This is a genomic window from Gymnodinialimonas phycosphaerae, assembly GCF_019195455.1.
Lineage (GTDB): Bacteria > Pseudomonadota > Alphaproteobacteria > Rhodobacterales > Rhodobacteraceae > Gymnodinialimonas > Gymnodinialimonas phycosphaerae.
On the sequence record NZ_JAIMBW010000001.1, the window covers coordinates 2,914,518 to 2,930,478 of the forward strand.

Here is a 15,961-nt window from a genome sequence, read left to right on the forward strand (position 1 = left end):
GCGCTTTGACTCAGAACAAGTCTCAGCGGCGGAAGAAGATCCACTCGTAGATTGATGTCGGCAGGAACCGTGACAGGCGGAACAGAAGGCTGAAGCCCATGGGGAACGCCTTGTGGAACGAGCTTGTGTTCATCTGCTCGAACACTTCGCGCGCGGCGGCTTCTGGCGTCATCATGAAGGGTTTGGAATGCGGATTGTCGTCCTGCATCTGGGTCTCGATGTAACCGGGGTTGGCCAGTTGCACGAGGATGCCCGTGTCCTTCAGATCCCCATGCATCGATTCCGCCAGCGCCATAAGGCCCGCCTTGGATGCCGAGTAACCGATGGAGCCCGGCAGGCCCCGGTAAGCCGAAAGGGATCCGATCAGCACGATGTGGCCCGCATTGCGTTCGACCATGGGGCCGATCACCTGGCCAATGACGCGCGCGGCCCCCAGCAGGTTGACGTCAAACAACTGTTCGACCTTGTCGGCATCCCATTCCGTGGCCTTGATCAAGGTGCCAAGCCCGGCAAGGAACACGATCCCGTCGACCTGGCCCACCGCCTCTGCCGCCGCCTCGACCGAGGCGCGGTCCGACACGTCCATCGGCACGACGGTCGCGGCGCCCGGCAGGCTGTCTGCCACGGCGGTCAGCTTGTCCTCGGATCGGGCGGACAGCACGACCTCGATGCCGGATCGGCTCATCAGGCCAGCCAGTTCGCGCCCCAACCCGTCAGAGGCGCCGATCAACCAATACCGCTTTCCCGTCCAATCCTGCATTAAAAATCCTCTCTCTCGCCCGCTGGAAGGGGCGTTATCAATAACAGCGCCATCGCGCCCAATTTCAGCACGCAAGGCACCCCTGCGTATAAATAGGCCAGAAGCACAATCGCCCCCTCGGGTGAGGTCTCACCTGCGCGAAACCCCGCCGCCTCCAGGGCTGGAAGTAGCGTGATCGCGGCTATGGCCAACGTGGCTTTGGACACAAAGTTCCACAAACCGAAGGCTTCGCCCGCATCGGGGGCGACGCGTTCCATTCTTGCGGCAAAGGCTGCGGGCAGCAACGCGAAATCCGCGCCAAGGGCGAAGCCCGTGACGACACAGACGGCCGCGAAGGCCAAGGTGTCGCCGGGGCCAAGGGCCAGAGCGCCCGCGAAGCCTGCAATGGCAAGGGTCATGGCGCTCAACAACATGGGGCGGCTGCCATAGCGGGTGGCCAGAGCGCTCCAGACGGGGGCAGAGGCGGCGGCCATGATGAAGAACAAGATCAGGTAGGCACCCGCCCAAGCGCCCGCCTGCAACACGCTTTCGACGTAAAACAGGAACAGGGTTGAGGAGACCGCCACCGGCGCGGCGTTCAGAAGGGCAATCACCAGAAGTCGGCGCGCCAACGGGTCCCGCAGGACCGGCCCGAAACCGCCGGAGGACGGCGCAGAACCTCCACCCCAGTCGTGTCGCATCAACCAGACGGCCAGTGCCGCAAGCACCACAAACGACACGGCAAACCCGGTGAAGCCCAGGACGAACGGCGCAATCGATGCCACGCAAACGCCCAGAAGCGCGCCGGTTTCCCGCCATGCCGCCAGCTTGAGGTGGCCGCCCCGCACCCGCGCAGCAGCGGTCACGCCCTCGGAATACATCGCGATGGTCAGGAACGAGAAGGATGAGAACAGGCCCACCATCGTCAGCGTGAACCACACCAGCGGCGGCAAGGGCGGCGCGATGGCGAAGAGGCCAAGCATCGAGGCCGCGATGACGCCCGCGCCCACCATCACGGCCATACGGCGGGCACCGCGCAGGCGGCCCACCAACCAGCCCAGGACCGGGTCCTGCACCACGTCAAACAAGCGCAACCCGAACAGCACCGCGGCCAGCGCCGTCAGGCTGACGCCGTAGGTGTCGACGTAGAACTTCGGCGCATGGATGTAGATCGGCAAACCCGCGCTGGCGAGCATGGCGGCAAAGACGGCGTATCCGGGCAGCGACGGCGCGGGCGTGTCCCTCAACGAGAGACCTCCTCCACCGGCGGCTCGGGGCGGTCACGGTAGGACGCGCCTTTCCACCACAGCTTCAACGCCTGCCAGTGGATCAACGTCAGCACCCGACGCGACCCGAAGGGCCGCCGCAGTGCCGCGCGCAGGATGGATCCGTTGGTCAACTGCTTTCTCGCGCCGGTCAGGGTGGCCAGAACCCCCTCGTTGCCGGTCGTGAACTCGATCCAGACGCCAACGCGATCCGGGCGAATATCGAACCGGAAGGCATAGCCCCCGTCGATCGGCTGGAAGGGCGAAACGTGGAAAATCTTCGTGGCGGTCAGCGTGTCTTCCCGGCTGATGGGGCGCTGATCGTGATGCGCGCAGAGGTATGAATGGCGATCGCCAAAGGTGTTGGACACTTCCGCAATCACCGCCCGCAGACGGTTCTGGCGGTCATAGGCCAGCCAGAAGGACACCGGGTTGAAGACATGCCCCAAGACACGCGGTTGCGCCAACAGCATCAGCTTGCCATCGGTCACGCCAGCCAGCCCGTGGGCCTCCAGCACCTCGCGCGCCCAGGGTGCGCCAACACCGGCCTTCGGCGCGCCGCCATGGTCGCTGTCGTGCAGCGAAAACACCCCGCCCCGGTTACGCCCGAAGAACGCGGGCCCTCGCGCGGGGGCCTCGGCGTCCAGCATCACGTAATCGATGCCGTAGGTGAAGGCATTCTCCACCGCACCCCGTCGGCCATGGAACGTCTGCCCCTGAACATGATCGACGGCGCCGTTCATGCGACCAACGCGCTGGCGTGGCGGGATTTCAGGCTTTCCACGACATCCATCGCCGAGGCGTAGCCATCTTCGTGGAAGCCGTTCTTCATCCAGGCACCGCAGAACCATGTGGCGTTCTCGCCGTTCATCTGCGCGATGGTTTTCTGCGCCGCCAAGGCAGGCAGGTCATAGACCGGGTGGCGGAAGGTGGCGGTGTCGTAGATCAGCTTGTCGTCGATGGGCGCGCGCGAGTTGAGCGTCACGAACATCGGGTCGCTTTCGGGGATCGGCTGGAGGCAATTCATCCAATAGGTCAGATCGATCGGACCGCCGGTGAAGCCCGGACGCTCGGTATAGTTCCAGCTGGACCATGTGGCCCGGCGCTTGGGCATGGAGCGAGCATCAGCATGCAAAACCATCTGGTTCGATTGATAGCGCACGGCCCCCAGCGCCGCTATTTCCGTTGTCGACGGATCGGCCAGCATCGCCAGGGTATCGTCGGAATGGGTGGCGAAGACGACCTCGTCGAACGCCTCCCAATGGCCCTGTTGTTGGACGTGCACCCCGGTGGCGTCACGTTTGACGGCCTCGACCCCACGACCAAGGCGGATGTCCACGCCGCGCGAACGCATCGCCGCTTCCAGCCTTGTGACATACTCGATGGACCCGCCCTGCACCGTGTACCACTGGTGTTGCCCGGTGGCGGCCAACAAATGGTGGTTGCGGAAAAAGCGCACCAGCGCTTGCGCCGGGAAATCCATGATTTCCTCTTTCGGCGTCGACCAGATCGCGCCCGAAACCGGCGCCAGGTAATATTCGCGGAACCACGGCCCCATGTTCATCTGGTCCATCAACTGCCCCAGCGTGATCGTGCTGTCGGTGGCGACGCTTGACGCCTCGGCGTTGAAGCGCATCAGGTCACGGACCATCCGCACGAAGCCCGGACGCAGCAGATTGGCCGGTTGTGCCAGAAGCGCGCGCAGGCTGCGCAACCCGTACTCGATCCGCCCGCCATCGATAGAGGCCGCAAATGACATGTCCGACAGGGTCGTCGGCACGTCCAGTTCCTCGAACAGCCGCACAAGGTTGGGGTAGTTCACGTGGTTGAACACGATAAAGCCGGTATCGACAGGCTGATCACCGTTCTTGCCCGCCACCACGGTGCGCGCGTGGCCGCCCAGGCGGCCCTCGGCCTCGATCAATGTGACGTGGTGGTCAGTGGCCAGATGATAGGCTGCCGCCATCCCTGAAATCCCGGCCCCGATAACGGCAATCTTCTTGGATCCCTGAACGGGCGTTTCAAACGGCATGGTATCCCCTGGCTCTGTCGTTGTTCGTTGAAGGGTATACGCAGTGCAACCGGAAGAGGATCAAAGAAAAACCCCCGCGGGATTAATCATTTCAGGTAAAACCATTTCACTGCGAAGGTAAGAGTGATCCAACCTAGGAGATGCGGCGTAACATGAATAAGCTGATCGGGAACGACCACGCACTTTTGACAGTGGCTCGGGTGGAGAGTACCCCCATAGCGGGCTACCTGTAAGCCTTAGCCGCTGCGTGGAAAGACCGTGACCGCAAACGAACACACAGAAGCGCAATGGGTCGCCTGCATGGCAGCCATAGCGCAGGACCAGGATCAGTCCGCCTTCGCCGAGGTCTTTCGGCACTTTGCCCCACGGGTGAAGGCGTTCTTGATGAAATCCGGGGCTGATGCCAGCCTCGCTGAAGATTGTATGCAGGATGTCATGGCCACACTTTGGCGCAAAGCACATATGTATGATCCGGCACGCGCCTCGGTGGCGACGTGGATCTTCACGATTGCCCGCAATCGCAAAATCGATCTGCTGCGCCGCTATGCCCGCCCCGAGCCGGAGGAACTGCCCTGGGGCCCCGAACAGGCGCCCGATCAGGCCGACGTCCTCGCCCTGCAACAAGACACGACCCGCCTGGCAGATGCCCTTGCCGGCCTGCCTGAAAAGCAGCGGGAGCTGATAAAACATGCCTACTTCGGAGATCTTACCCATTCCGAGATTGCGCTTGAAACAGGGTTGCCCCTTGGCACGATCAAGTCGCGGATTAGGTTAGCTCTTGATCGGCTTAGACATTCGATGAATTGAAACACCTGAAGAACGACAGAATTACATGACTGACACACATCACTCCGTACCCGACGACATGTTGATGGGCTATGCCTCCGGATCGCTGGCAAAGGCCTTCGATCTTGTTCTGGCGACCCATGTGTCGCTTTCCGATGACGCCCGCGCCCGGCTTGAGACGTTCGAAGCGCTCGGCGGCGCTGTCCTGTGCGACATGGAAGCTGTCGAGGTGGCCGACGACAGTCTGGAACAGACCATGGCCAAGATCCGAGGCGCTGCCCCGATCGAGCGGCCGACGCCTTCGACCGGCACCTTCCCCGTGCCGCTGCAAGCTTTTGTGGGCGGCGATGAAGAAGCCGTGCGCTGGCGGTCCATCGGCGGCGGTGTGAAGCAATGTGTCCTGCATTCGGATGATCAAGGCACCGCGCGATTGCTGCTGATCCCCGCAGGCAAGGCCATGCCCCAGCATAGCCACCATGGCACCGAGATGACCTTGGTCCTGAAGGGTGCCTTCCGCGATGAAGACGGCGTTTTTGCCCGCGGTGATCTGGAGGTCGCGGATTCCGAGACCAACCACCAACCCATTGCCGAGCCCGGCGAAGACTGCATCTGTCTTGTCGCCACCAACGCCAAGTTGAAGTTTCAGGGCCTGCTGCCCCGCATCGCGCAGCCGTTCGTGGGCATCTAAGCCCGCCTTGGCCATACGCCCTGATCGCCGCTCCGCTGGGGCGGCGTTTCGCGTTCTGGGCCCCGCCCCCTTGCCAGCGCGCAGGATATGCGCGACCGAGGGGGAGTTGCCTCAAGCGGTGTGCGCCCCATGACCTTCACTCTGCAAGATCCTCCCCTCCCCAGCCTTGCCCGGTTCCGGGCCCTGCGTGCCTATGGCGCAAAGGAAACCATGCTGCGCCGGATGGAGTTGGATCTGATCGGCTCTCTCGATCTTGCAGGGGATGTGCTGGACTTCGGCGGCGGCACGACCACCAACTACGCACCGTTCCTGTCCAAGGGCGCGACCTACCGCTCGGTCAACATCTCCGATGAATTCAAGCCCACAGACCTGGTGAAGGTGGGGGACCCAATCCCTTTTGCCGACGCGCATTTCGATGCCGTCATCACCTTCAACGTGCTGGAACACATCCACGACGATGTCGCCTCCCTGCGCGAGGTCACGCGCACCCTCAAGCCCGGCGGCACCCTGCATATCATCGTACCGTGGATGTATCCCGTCCACGGCCATCCCGATGATTTCAACCGCCACACCCCCAGTTGGTGGGGCGCAACGCTGGCCGACCTTGGCTACCCGGATGCAAAGCTCTTGCCGCTGGTGTTCGGGCGGCGCACCTCGGCCCTGATGATCAAGGGACGCGGCGACAGGGCGATCCGGGGGATCGTGGAAACCCAGGCCGCACTTTTCGATATCCTGGAGGCCCGCGCCCGTTTCGGCGGCCAGGCCACCTACGCCGGCCGCCGGGGCGAAACCGTCTGGTCCTCGGCCCCCGGCTGGTACATCACTGCCCGAAAGGCCGCGCCATGAACCGCTTCGGCCCCACCCGGGGCGAGCTGAAACTGCGCCTCGCCATCAGCCTCGGTGGCCTTGCGCTATTGATCGCGGCCTATGCGAGCCGCGGGATCTCTGGTATCGCCTCGCTGGAAATCGCGATCATCGGCGGGGCGTTCTTTGGCGGCTCGGCCCTGTGGTCTGCCTGGCAATTGCGAAAGGGCCCCCCTGAATGAGCACCGGTCAAATCATCCGCGTCGTCCTCGAAGTCCTCGTGTTCGCGGCTTGGGCGTACATGACGTACCGTATGGTTACGACCGCGCAACAGCGGGCCGCCGCAAAGGGCGACACCCTGACCGCGCAGATCCGCGCGTGGTTCACCTCCCCGGACGACAAGCAGGACCGCAACACCTTCGTCTGGCTCAGCCTTGTGCTGGCGGCGATGATCGCCACGAATGTTCTGTTGCCCCAGTGACCGCGCCTCCAGTGACCCCGCCGCCAGTGACCCCGCCCAATACGTCCTTCACCTACGCGCCGCCCGACACGCCCCTCGACATCCTCCACGAGGATCACGAGCTTCTGCTGGTCAACAAGCCTGCGGGCTTGCTGTCGGTGCCGGGCAAGGGCGAACATCTGGCCGATTGCCTGATCGCCCGCCTGCAAGCCGCCTTCCCCGAGGTTCTTCTGGTCCATCGCCTGGACATGGACACCTCGGGCGTCATGGTCTTCGCCCGCACACCCCACGCCCAACGCCACCTCGGCCTGCAATTCGAGAAACGCCATACCAAAAAGGCCTATGTCGCCCGCGTCTGGGGCGAGGTGGCCGAGGCGTCGGGCCACATCGACCTGCCCCTGATCGTCGACTGGCCCAATCGCCCTCTGCAACATGTGAACCATGAAACGGGCAAACCCGCCCAAACCGATTGGCGCAGACTGCGGGTGGAGGATGGGACGACACGCATGCGCCTCTTCCCCAAAACCGGCCGCTCGCACCAACTTCGCGTGCATATGCGGGAGATTGGCCACCCGATCCTGGGCGATCCCTTCTACGCCACAGGCCCCGCCCGCGACTTCCCGCGCCTGATGCTACACGCCGAAAGCCTGAAACTCCGCCACCCCGACGGCGGCATCGGCATGACCTTCCGCGCAAAAGTTCCATTCTGAAACAGAGCCGTCTTGAAGCGCCGCTCAAATACGCTCCGGGCTTTCAGATGACCAAGAAATTGGCGCGCGCATCGTCCCACGCAGCAAGAAATTAACACTTGGTGGCGGGAATCAGACCTTCCCGAGACTACCCAAGGAACGGCCCGTGGACGAGCGATCTGAACTCGCGCGCTCTTTCGTCGGGCCCCTCGCGCTCTGCCAGTTCAATGCTGTCACGGATCGCGGTCCCATCTGAATACCGGTCAACAGTGCGCGTCACCACGTCTGTCGCTTCAATGACTTCGTAACAAAGCAATGATGGCACATCGCTCGCCACAGGGTTCTCCGGCCAGCGGCATTTGAAACATCAAACCTCATAGTCCATTCTTTTGCTCCCGGTTTGGACATGACGGCCAGACGATCCACGATCCCGCGCCGCCTCGATCAGGGCGCTCCAAGCTCCCCCTCAAAAGGCTGCACCACTGACAAATACAGCCCAAGCGCGTGGCAGGGAACACTACCTCAGACGCGCGGCCCCTTTCATCTTGCTGGAAGAACTCTCGCCGAAGGCGCCCGGCATCACGACCCGCGCCGTCTCCCGAAGTATCGCACCCTGCGGGAGGGCGGGAGGGGCGGCGTTTGCGCTTTTTGCCCTGCAAAAAGCCGCAGACCAGCGTCTCCCCGCCCGCCTCAAGACACCGCAACAAAAAAGGGGCCGCTCCCGCAGCCCCTCCTTCCATCGCCTGCGCTCACCTTGCCAAAAGGTTAACGCTTTCTTCGAAAACGCACGTTTTCAATGGCTTACGCAGATGCTCAAGCTTGATCACCCCCAGCCAGAGACCGCTTTCGTCTCCAGGAACTCGTGCAGGCCAAACCGCCCGCCCTCGCGCCCGTTGCCCGATTGCTTGTAGCCCCCAAACGGAGACCCCTGCGCAAATCCCTGCCCGTTGCCCTCGACCATGCCTGAGCGCAACTGCCGCGCCACGCGGCGGAACTTCTCGACGTCGCCGGTCTGCACATAATTCGTCAGGCCGTAGTCCGTATCGTTGGCAATCGCGACGGCCTCGTCCTCGCTGTCGAACGGCATGATCGACAGCACCGGCCCGAAGATCTCTTCGCGGTAGATCGTCATGTCGGGCGTCACGTCGGCAAAGACGGTCGGGCGGATGTAGTAGCCCCGGTTCAGGTGCCCCGGTCGCCCGGTGCCACCTGCAATCAGCTTTGCGCCCTCATCGATCCCCACCTGGATCAGGTCCTGGATCTTGTTGAACTGCAACTCGGATACCGCCGGGCCGATGTGGCGCCCTTCCTCGGATGCAGGCCCCACGGTCACCTTGGCCGCCGCTTCCGCCGCCTGCTCGACCGCCTCGTCATAGCGAGACCGCTCCACCAGCATCCGCGTCGGCGCGTTGCACGATTGGCCGGTGTTGCGGAAGCAGCGGATGACGCCCTGCTTCACGGCTTTCTCGTCGGCGTCCGCGAAAATGATGTTCGCGCCCTTGCCGCCCAACTCCAGGCTGATCCGCTTGATCGTCTCGGCCCCGGCCTTCGAGATCAGACGCCCCGCGCGGGTGGACCCGGTAAACGAAACCATATCCACGTCAGGGTGCGCCGACAGCTGGCTACCCACCCCCGGCCCATCGCCGTTCACCATATTGTAGACGCCCGCCGGTACACCTGCTTCGTCCATCATCTCGCTGAACAGAATGCCCGACAGCGGTGCAATCTCCGACGGCTTCAGCACCATCGTGCAGCCCGTCAGAAGCGCCGGCACGACCTTCAGCACGATCTGGTTCATCGGCCAGTTCCATGGCGTGATCAGCGCGCAGACGCCAATCGGCTCATAGATCGTACGCTCTGTCGGTGCCCAATCGCCCAAGGGATGATCCCAAACGAAGTCCTTCGCGGCACGGATGAACCCCTCCAGGTGCCACGATCCTGCCCCGACCTGCTGCGCGCGCGCCAGATCCTGCGGGGCGCCCATCTCTCTGGAGATCGCCTGCGCCATTTCCTCGGCGCGGGCGTTATAGACCGACAGCAGCTTCTCGGCGACGGCGATACGCTCGGCCGGGTCCGTGACGCCCCAGGTGGTGAAGGCCCGGCGCGCGGCGGCGACCGCCGCATCCGTGTCGGCCTGGTCCCCTAGCGATATCGTCTCGCAGACCTCTTCGGTCGAAGGATCGATCACGGCCAGATCACGGGCCTTCGCAGGCGCCACCCACTTGCCGTCGATGTAGAAGTTCTTTGCGTTGCTCATGGAAGCCTCCGGTCTGTTTCGCGCGGGACCGTGACAGCGGACGCGGTGCGGCGCAAGACCCCCTGGACCAAGGGCCCGCGATCGGCAGAACACGCGTCCGCCCCACGTCCCTGCACGCGAATTTCACCACTTTTGTGTGACACTGTCACTGTTATCCCGGCGCAGAATGCTTAGGTTCCGCGATGAAACACATCTGACGGCAGAAGGAGAGCACCCCATGGGCCTGCGCATCAACGACGAAATTCCGAACATCACGGTCGAAACCGATCAGGGCACCACCACGCTCCACGACTTCGTGGGCGACCAGTGGGCGATCCTGTTCTCACACCCCAAGGATTTTACCCCCGTCTGCACGACCGAGTTCGGCGCCGTGGCGCAACTGGCCGATGAATGGGCCAAGCGCAACACCAAGGTGATGGGCATCTCCGTGGACGGTGTGGAAGAGCACAAGAAGTGGAAGACGGACATCGAAGCCGTTGGTGGCGCCAAGGCGACGTTCCCGATTGTCGCCGACACCGATCTGGCGCTGTCCAAGGCCTTCGACATGCTTCCTGCCGAGGCCTATCTGCCCGACGGCCGCACCCCTGCCGACACCGCCACCGTGCGCGCCGTGTTCATCATCGGGCCGGACAAGCAGCTGAAACTGTCGATGACCTACCCGATGAACGTCGGCCGCAACTTCGCCGAGGTGTTGCGCGCGCTGGATGGCTTGCAGACGGCGGCCAAGGAAAACGTGGCAACGCCTGCCAACTGGACTCCCGGCCAGGACGTCGTCGTGCCCATGGGTGTCTCTGACGAGGACGCAATCGCAAAGTACGGCGCCATCGACACCAAGCTGCCCTACCTGAGGATGGCGAAGCTTCCGGGCTGACGCCGACACCACAGACAAACAAAAGCCCCGGCCAATCGGTCGGGGCTTTTTCGTGTCGCAGATCGTTGCGGCTTAGCTGTGCAGAACCGCGCGGCTGCCGGTGCGCACGTTCTCGGCCAGTTGGATCACATGGTCGTTGACCAGACGCACACAGCCCGACGAGGCAGAGGTGCCGATCGACCACGGCTGCGGTGTGCCGTGGATGCGCAGATATGTATCGCGTCCCCCGGCATAGAGGTACAGCGCGCGGGCACCCAAGGGGTTATCGGGGCCGCCGGGCACGCCGCCCGCGTATTGGGCATAAACCTCGGGCTCGCGCGCGATCATGTTGGCGGTGGGCGTCCAGGACGGCCATTCGACCACCCGCTGGATGCGGAAGTTGCCGGGCTGGTACAGGCCCGCGCGGCCCACGGCCACGCCATAGCGCATGGCCGTGCCGCCCGCTTCGATGTGGTACAGGAACCGCGCCGTTGGATCGACGTGAATGTCGCCAACGTTCAATCCGCCGTTGGCTGCCACGCGTGTGGGCATGAAACGCTCATGCAGGCCCCAGGGGTTGGGTCCCGCCAAAACGGTGTCCGCCGGCTCGTCAATCTCGATCCCCACGGCATCCTGCGCGAAAGCAGGCGCAGCAAGCGCGCCTGAAAACAGCGTCGTTGTCGTAATGATGAAATGGCGGCGGGTCAGCATTATATTCGGTCCTAAACGGTCTTTGTATGGAATCACTAAGGCTAATGTTTCAACCCAGGCACCTGTGGACAAGTCCCCAAGGGTACGCTTCTGGTCACATCTGCGTAAGGAAATCCTCTATCCTTTGCCTCTGGGTGCGATTCTTCGCCTGAACCGGGTAATTTCGACACACTAGTCGCCCCGAAGGCCAAGGCCCCCATACCGGCCGCAGGCGGCAAATCGCGTTGAAGCCTTGCGCTTTTCGGGGTCCGCCAACAGAAATGGCCATGGATCACGCCCCCTCTTCCCTCGAATCTGTCATTCTGGGCGTCTTGCTGTGCGCGATGGCCTATTCACTGCTCAGCAAGGCGATCTCCAGGACGATTCTGACGTTGCCCCTGCTTTTCGTGGCCATCGGCTACCTTTTCGCGCCTGCAACCCAAGTCTTCGGCACCCCGGTCGAGTTGCGAGGCTCGGTGCGCCTTCTGGCCGAGGTGACGCTGGTCCTGGTCCTCTTTGCCGATGCCAGTCATGTCCGGTTTGCGCAGTTGAAGACCAGTTTCACGATTCCCCTACGGATGCTGATCCTGGGAATGCCCGCCACCATCGCCCTGGGCACGCTCGTGGTGTTCGTCATTTTCCCCGAGGGTGGTTTGGCCTTGGCCTTTCTGACGGCAGCCCTGCTGACCCCCACCGATGCCGCGCTTGGCCAAAGTGTGGTTTCCAGCCCCGATGTGCCCGAGATCCTGAGCCAATCGATCAACGTCGAAAGCGGGCTGAACGACGGCCTCGCGCTGCCCTTTGTCCTGTTGGGCGCGGTCCTGGCCTCCAGCGCAATGCAAAGCACCGACGGGTTGGCCCTTCAGGCCGCCACACAGCTTGTACTTGGGCCGCTGGTGGGCATCGCGGTGGGATGGGGCGCAGCCCGGGCGCTGGACGTCGCGCAGCGGCGCGACTGGATCGTCGAAAGCGCCGAGGGCATCGTCTTCCTGTGCACGGCCCTGATCTGTTTCCTCGCGGCAGAGCTGATCAACGGAAACGGCTTCATCGCCGCCTTCGTCGCGGGCGCGGTCTTCGGCAACACCTACCGCCACGACATCCACTTCATCAGCGAATTCATGGAGGGCGCGGGACAGCTTCTGACCATGGCGGCATTCCTCATGTTCGGCGCCCTGATGCTGCCCGATGGCCTGTCCCACTTCACGTGGTCCACCTGCCTCATAGCCCTGTCGTTCCTGACCCTGGTGCGCGTTTTGCCGATCTTTTTGTCGCTGACAGGCACGGGCTTGGCGGTGCGGGAGAAACTTTTCCTGGGCTGGTTCGGCCCGCGTGGCCTCGCGTCGATCCTGTTCACCCTCATCATGATGGATGAATTCGAATTGCCTGCGGAAGGAGAGCTTCTGGCCTGCGTCTCGCTGACCGTCGCGCTGTCGGTCCTGCTTCACGGGATCAGCGCCACCCCGCTGGCCAAGCGCATCGCGCGCCGCACCAAGCCCTGACGCGGCACTCACGCGCCGTGCGTCTGCGTCCCGAACAGGGTATTTCGTTTCGCGCCGCCGATGAAATCGAATCCGAAGGTGTCGATGTCCCGGGCGTACCAGTCGGCCACGATCTGAATCGTGCGATCCGTATAAACCTCGGTATACGAGGTGGCTGCGGTGCCAGAATCGTTCTTGCGACGCAGGTTCGTGACCCCGAAATAGGCCGCGACGTCGGCATCCAGTGCCTCTAGCCGCAGGATATCGCAGGCGACGGTGCCGGTTTCGTCCTGAACGTAATCCACCTGCGGATACCAGCCCGCAATCGCACGGTGCCAGTAGAACTTGCGCCCGCCGAAGTCGTGGCGCTGCTCCAGAAACCGCTCAAAGCTTTCGGGCGAATAGTCCACAGGCTCGCCCGCTTCCTTGTGAGCCTTCATCAGATACGTGAATCGAGAGAACGTGCGTTTCCAAGGATTGCAGACAATCGCCACCGGTTGCAGCCTTGCGCGCACAGTCGGGTGAATGTCGATCAGCCGCGCGTGCTGGTTGCCGTGATGGTAGCCGCCTGCGGCCATGACTTCGGCCAGTTCACGGGTGTAGGCGGGTGAGATATGGAAATAAGGGTCTGCAAACACCAACCGTTTGCGCAGCACGGCCGAGTTCCGGATCGTCATGCCGCCATTCTTGGGAATGTGGATGAATGGGTGTTTGGCGATGCCGAGGTGATACCTCGCCATCGCCTTGAGTTGTCAGGCCGTCCACTTATCCTGGAAGCGGGTTCCGGGCAGACGTCCTGTCATTACTCGGCTGCGGCCGCTTCTTGGCCGGTTTCCTGGTCAACCATCTTCATGGCCAGGCGAACCTTGCCGCGATCGTCAAACCCAAGCAGCTTGACCCAAACCTCTTGCCCCTCGGAGAGGACGTCAGAGGGGTGGTTCAGCCGCTCGTTCTTGATCTGGGACACGTGCACCAGGCCGTCGCGCTTGCCGAAGAAGTTCACGAAGGCGCCGAAATCGACGATCTTCACGACCTTGCCCTTGTAGATCTTGCCTTCCTCGGGCTCTGCCACGATCGAATGGATCATGTCATAGGCCTTCTGGATAGCTTCCCCGTTGGGGCTGGCGATCTTGATGATGCCTTCGTCGTTGATGTCGACCTTGGCGCCAGAGACTTCCACGATCTCGCGGATGACCTTACCACCGGACCCGATCACTTCACGGATCTTGTCGGTCGGGATCTGCATCGTCTCGATACGCGGCGCATGCTCAGAGAATTCACCGGCTTCGGTGGCCGCTTTGGCCATCTCACCGAGGATATGCAAACGGCCGGCTTTCGCCTGCTCCAATGCTTTCTCCATGATCTCCTGCGTGATGCCGGCGACCTTGATGTCCATCTGCAAGGAGGTGATCCCCGCTTCCGTACCGGCCACCTTGAAGTCCATGTCGCCCAGGTGATCTTCGTCACCCAGAATGTCCGACAGGATCCCGTAAGAGCCGTCTTCTTCCAGCACCAGACCCATGGCAACGCCAGCGACAGCCGCTTTCAGCGGAACGCCCGCGTCCATCATCGACAGGGAGCCACCGCAAACGGACGCCATGGAGGACGAGCCGTTGGATTCGGTAATTTCCGAGACCACACGCACGGTGTAGGGGAAGTCGGTTGCCGCAGGCAGAACCGCCTGCAACGCACGCCAAGCCAGCTTACCGTGCCCGATTTCGCGACGACCCGGAGGGCCCACGCGACCGGCTTCACCCACCGAGTAGGGGGGGAAGTTGTAGTGCAGCAGGAAGTTGGATTTGAAGTTGCCGTGCAGCGCGTCGATGAACTGCTCATCGTCGCCGGTGCCCAGTGTGGTCACGCAAAGCGCCTGGGTTTCACCACGGGTGAACAGGGCAGAACCGTGCGTACGCGGCAGAACCTTGGTTTCTGAGACGATATCGCGGATCTCGTCCAGCGCACGCCCGTCGATACGACGGCCGTTCTTCACGACATCAGACCGCAGAACCGTGGATTCCAGCTTCTTCAGCGCAGCGGAAAGGTTGGGATCTTCCAACTGCTCTTCGCTCAGGCCTTCCTTCACGCCTTCCTTCACGGCAGACACGGCCGCCTGACGCTCCAGCTTGTCGGAAATCGCATAGGCTTCGCGCATCTTCGCTTCGCCAGCGGCGCGGATCACTTCAAACAGCTCCGAATAATCGGGGGCCTCGAAGTGGAACGGCTCTTTCGCGGCGTCTTCGGCCAGATCGATGATCAGGTCAATGACGGGCTGAATGCTGTCGTGGGCGAATTTCACCGCACCCAGCATCTCAGACTCGGACAGCTCATAGGCTTCCGATTCCACCATCATGACGGCGTCTTTGGTGCCAGCCACAACCAGATCAAGGCGCTGATCGGGGTTATTGCGCAGATCGTGCATGTCGTCGATCTCGGGGTTCAGGATGTATTCGCCATCCTCAAAACCCACGCGGCAGCCCGCGATCGGGCCACGGAACGGCGCGCCGGAAATCGTCAGCGCGGCGGAAGCGGCGATCATCGCGACCATGTCGGGATCGTTGACCAGATCGTGCGACAGCACGGTGCACATCACCAGGGTTTCGTTCTTGAAACCGGGGACGAACAGCGGGCGGATCGGACGGTCGATCAGACGCGCGGTCAGGGTTTCTTTCTCGGTGGGGCGGGCCTCACGCTTGAAGAAACCACCGGGGACTTTACCGGCCGCGTAATACTTTTCCTGGTAGTGCACCGTCAGCGGGAAGAAATCCATTCCCGGTTTCGGAGCTTTCGCGAACGTCACATTCGCCATGACGCTGGTTTCGCCAAGCGTCGCAATAACAGACCCATCGGCCTGACGAGCCACACGGCCCGTTTCCAGTGTCAGCGTCTCTTCGCCCCACTGGATCTCTTTCTTAACAATGTTGAACATCTACGTTTCCTATTCGAGGGCTCTCGCGGCCCCTGCCGCGTCCCTCATCCATATGGCGGCCCCATTGCCGCCGACCCCCCTATCATTCCATGCGCCGGGGTCAGGGCGTCACGTCTCAGATGTGCGGGCCATACAGGAGTTTTGCAGGTTTGGGAAGCCGGGAGGTTGGGGACGAAATGACCTGGCCGGAAGGCACGTGCTGTGCAGCCCTATGCTGCCCACCGCCGCCGTTGTCGCCTGTGCATCAATGCGAAGTCGCCCATGGAAACCTCAAGGGACATCGGATTGACCAACGCC

Annotated in this window: 17 protein-coding genes; 8 read left to right on the forward strand and 9 right to left on the reverse strand. The window is 62.6% G+C overall.

All coding sequences use genetic code 11. The features are described from left to right. Positions 1-22: 22 nt before the first annotated feature. From KUL25_RS14400 to KUL25_RS14415, 4 genes are read right to left on the reverse strand one after another with little or no spacing between them, the layout of a single operon-like run. Complete coding sequence (locus tag KUL25_RS14400) at positions 23-760, reverse strand: SDR family NAD(P)-dependent oxidoreductase (RefSeq protein WP_257893558.1); 738 nt, start codon at positions 758-760, stop codon at positions 23-25. Further along, positions 760-1,986 carry an MFS transporter gene (locus KUL25_RS14405; protein ID WP_257893559.1) on the reverse strand — a complete coding sequence of 409 codons (1,227 nt, stop codon included), beginning with the start codon at positions 1,984-1,986 and terminating at the stop codon, positions 760-762. The genes KUL25_RS14400 and KUL25_RS14405 overlap by 1 nt, the downstream gene beginning before the upstream one ends. Next, positions 1,983-2,747, reverse strand: a complete 765-nt coding sequence (locus KUL25_RS14410; RefSeq protein ID WP_257893560.1) for a DUF1365 domain-containing protein — start codon at positions 2,745-2,747, stop codon at positions 1,983-1,985. Before KUL25_RS14410 ends, KUL25_RS14405 begins: the two co-directional genes overlap by 4 nt. After that, positions 2,744-4,036, reverse strand: a complete 1,293-nt coding sequence (locus tag KUL25_RS14415; RefSeq protein WP_257893561.1) for an NAD(P)/FAD-dependent oxidoreductase — start codon at positions 4,034-4,036, stop codon at positions 2,744-2,746. Before KUL25_RS14415 ends, KUL25_RS14410 begins: the two co-directional genes overlap by 4 nt. Positions 4,037-4,336: 300 nt before the next feature. Here KUL25_RS14415 and KUL25_RS14420 point away from each other — a divergent pair, with 300 nt between their 5' ends. The 6 genes from KUL25_RS14420 to KUL25_RS14445 all read left to right on the forward strand — a co-directional run bounded on the left by KUL25_RS14420 (position 4,337) and on the right by KUL25_RS14445 (position 7,484). Beyond that, positions 4,337-4,843 (forward strand): sigma-70 family RNA polymerase sigma factor, encoded by a 507-nt coding sequence (locus tag KUL25_RS14420; protein ID WP_257893562.1) that lies wholly within the window; start codon positions 4,337-4,339, stop codon positions 4,841-4,843. Between the two features lie 25 nt (positions 4,844-4,868). Next, positions 4,869-5,510 (forward strand): ChrR family anti-sigma-E factor, encoded by a 642-nt coding sequence (locus KUL25_RS14425; protein ID WP_257893563.1) that lies wholly within the window; start codon positions 4,869-4,871, stop codon positions 5,508-5,510. A 129-nt stretch (positions 5,511-5,639) separates the two neighbouring features. After that, positions 5,640-6,356, forward strand: coding sequence for a class I SAM-dependent methyltransferase (locus KUL25_RS14430; RefSeq protein WP_257893564.1), 717 nt, complete (start codon positions 5,640-5,642; stop codon positions 6,354-6,356). Beyond that, positions 6,353-6,556 carry a hypothetical protein gene (locus KUL25_RS14435; RefSeq protein ID WP_257893565.1) on the forward strand — a complete coding sequence of 68 codons (204 nt, stop codon included), beginning with the start codon at positions 6,353-6,355 and terminating at the stop codon, positions 6,554-6,556. The genes KUL25_RS14430 and KUL25_RS14435 overlap by 4 nt, the downstream gene beginning before the upstream one ends. Continuing rightward, positions 6,553-6,795 (forward strand): hypothetical protein, encoded by a 243-nt coding sequence (locus tag KUL25_RS14440; protein WP_257893566.1) that lies wholly within the window; start codon positions 6,553-6,555, stop codon positions 6,793-6,795. The genes KUL25_RS14435 and KUL25_RS14440 overlap by 4 nt, the downstream gene beginning before the upstream one ends. A 26-nt stretch (positions 6,796-6,821) precedes the next feature. Continuing rightward, positions 6,822-7,484 (forward strand): RluA family pseudouridine synthase, encoded by a 663-nt coding sequence (locus tag KUL25_RS14445; protein WP_257893567.1) that lies wholly within the window; start codon positions 6,822-6,824, stop codon positions 7,482-7,484. Positions 7,485-7,611: 127 nt separating this feature from the next. Here KUL25_RS14445 and KUL25_RS14450 read toward each other — a convergent pair whose 3' ends face one another. Continuing rightward, on the reverse strand, positions 7,612-7,743 hold the full coding sequence (locus KUL25_RS14450; RefSeq protein ID WP_257893568.1) for a hypothetical protein: 132 nt from the start codon (positions 7,741-7,743) through the stop codon (positions 7,612-7,614). A 543-nt stretch (positions 7,744-8,286) separates the two neighbouring features. Beyond that, complete coding sequence (locus tag KUL25_RS14455; RefSeq protein ID WP_257893569.1) at positions 8,287-9,720, reverse strand: aldehyde dehydrogenase family protein; 1,434 nt, start codon at positions 9,718-9,720, stop codon at positions 8,287-8,289. A gap of 217 nt (positions 9,721-9,937) precedes the next feature. Between KUL25_RS14455 and KUL25_RS14460 the strand changes: the two genes are divergently transcribed. Continuing rightward, the gene (locus KUL25_RS14460) at positions 9,938-10,591 is read left to right on the forward strand and encodes a peroxiredoxin (RefSeq protein ID WP_068360981.1); all 654 of its coding nucleotides are present in this window, start codon (positions 9,938-9,940) and stop codon (positions 10,589-10,591) included. A gap of 72 nt (positions 10,592-10,663) precedes the next feature. Here the strand turns inward: KUL25_RS14460 and KUL25_RS14465 are convergent, their stop codons facing one another. After that, a complete protein-coding gene (locus KUL25_RS14465; protein ID WP_257893570.1) occupies positions 10,664-11,281 on the reverse strand; it encodes a L,D-transpeptidase in 618 nt (205 codons plus the stop codon). 260 nt (positions 11,282-11,541) lie between these two features. On the opposite strand from KUL25_RS14465, the gene KUL25_RS14470 reads away from it, so the two are divergent. Continuing rightward, positions 11,542-12,759, forward strand: a complete 1,218-nt coding sequence (locus tag KUL25_RS14470; RefSeq protein ID WP_257893571.1) for a cation:proton antiporter — start codon at positions 11,542-11,544, stop codon at positions 12,757-12,759. Between the two features lie 8 nt (positions 12,760-12,767). Here KUL25_RS14470 and KUL25_RS14475 read toward each other — a convergent pair whose 3' ends face one another. Further along, entirely contained in the window at positions 12,768-13,478 is a 711-nt protein-coding gene (locus KUL25_RS14475) for a hypothetical protein (protein ID WP_257893572.1), read from the reverse strand. Between the two features lie 62 nt (positions 13,479-13,540). Beyond that, a complete protein-coding gene (pnp, locus tag KUL25_RS14480) occupies positions 13,541-15,664 on the reverse strand; it encodes a polyribonucleotide nucleotidyltransferase (protein WP_257893573.1) in 2,124 nt (707 codons plus the stop codon). Positions 15,665-15,961 lie beyond the last annotated feature (297 nt).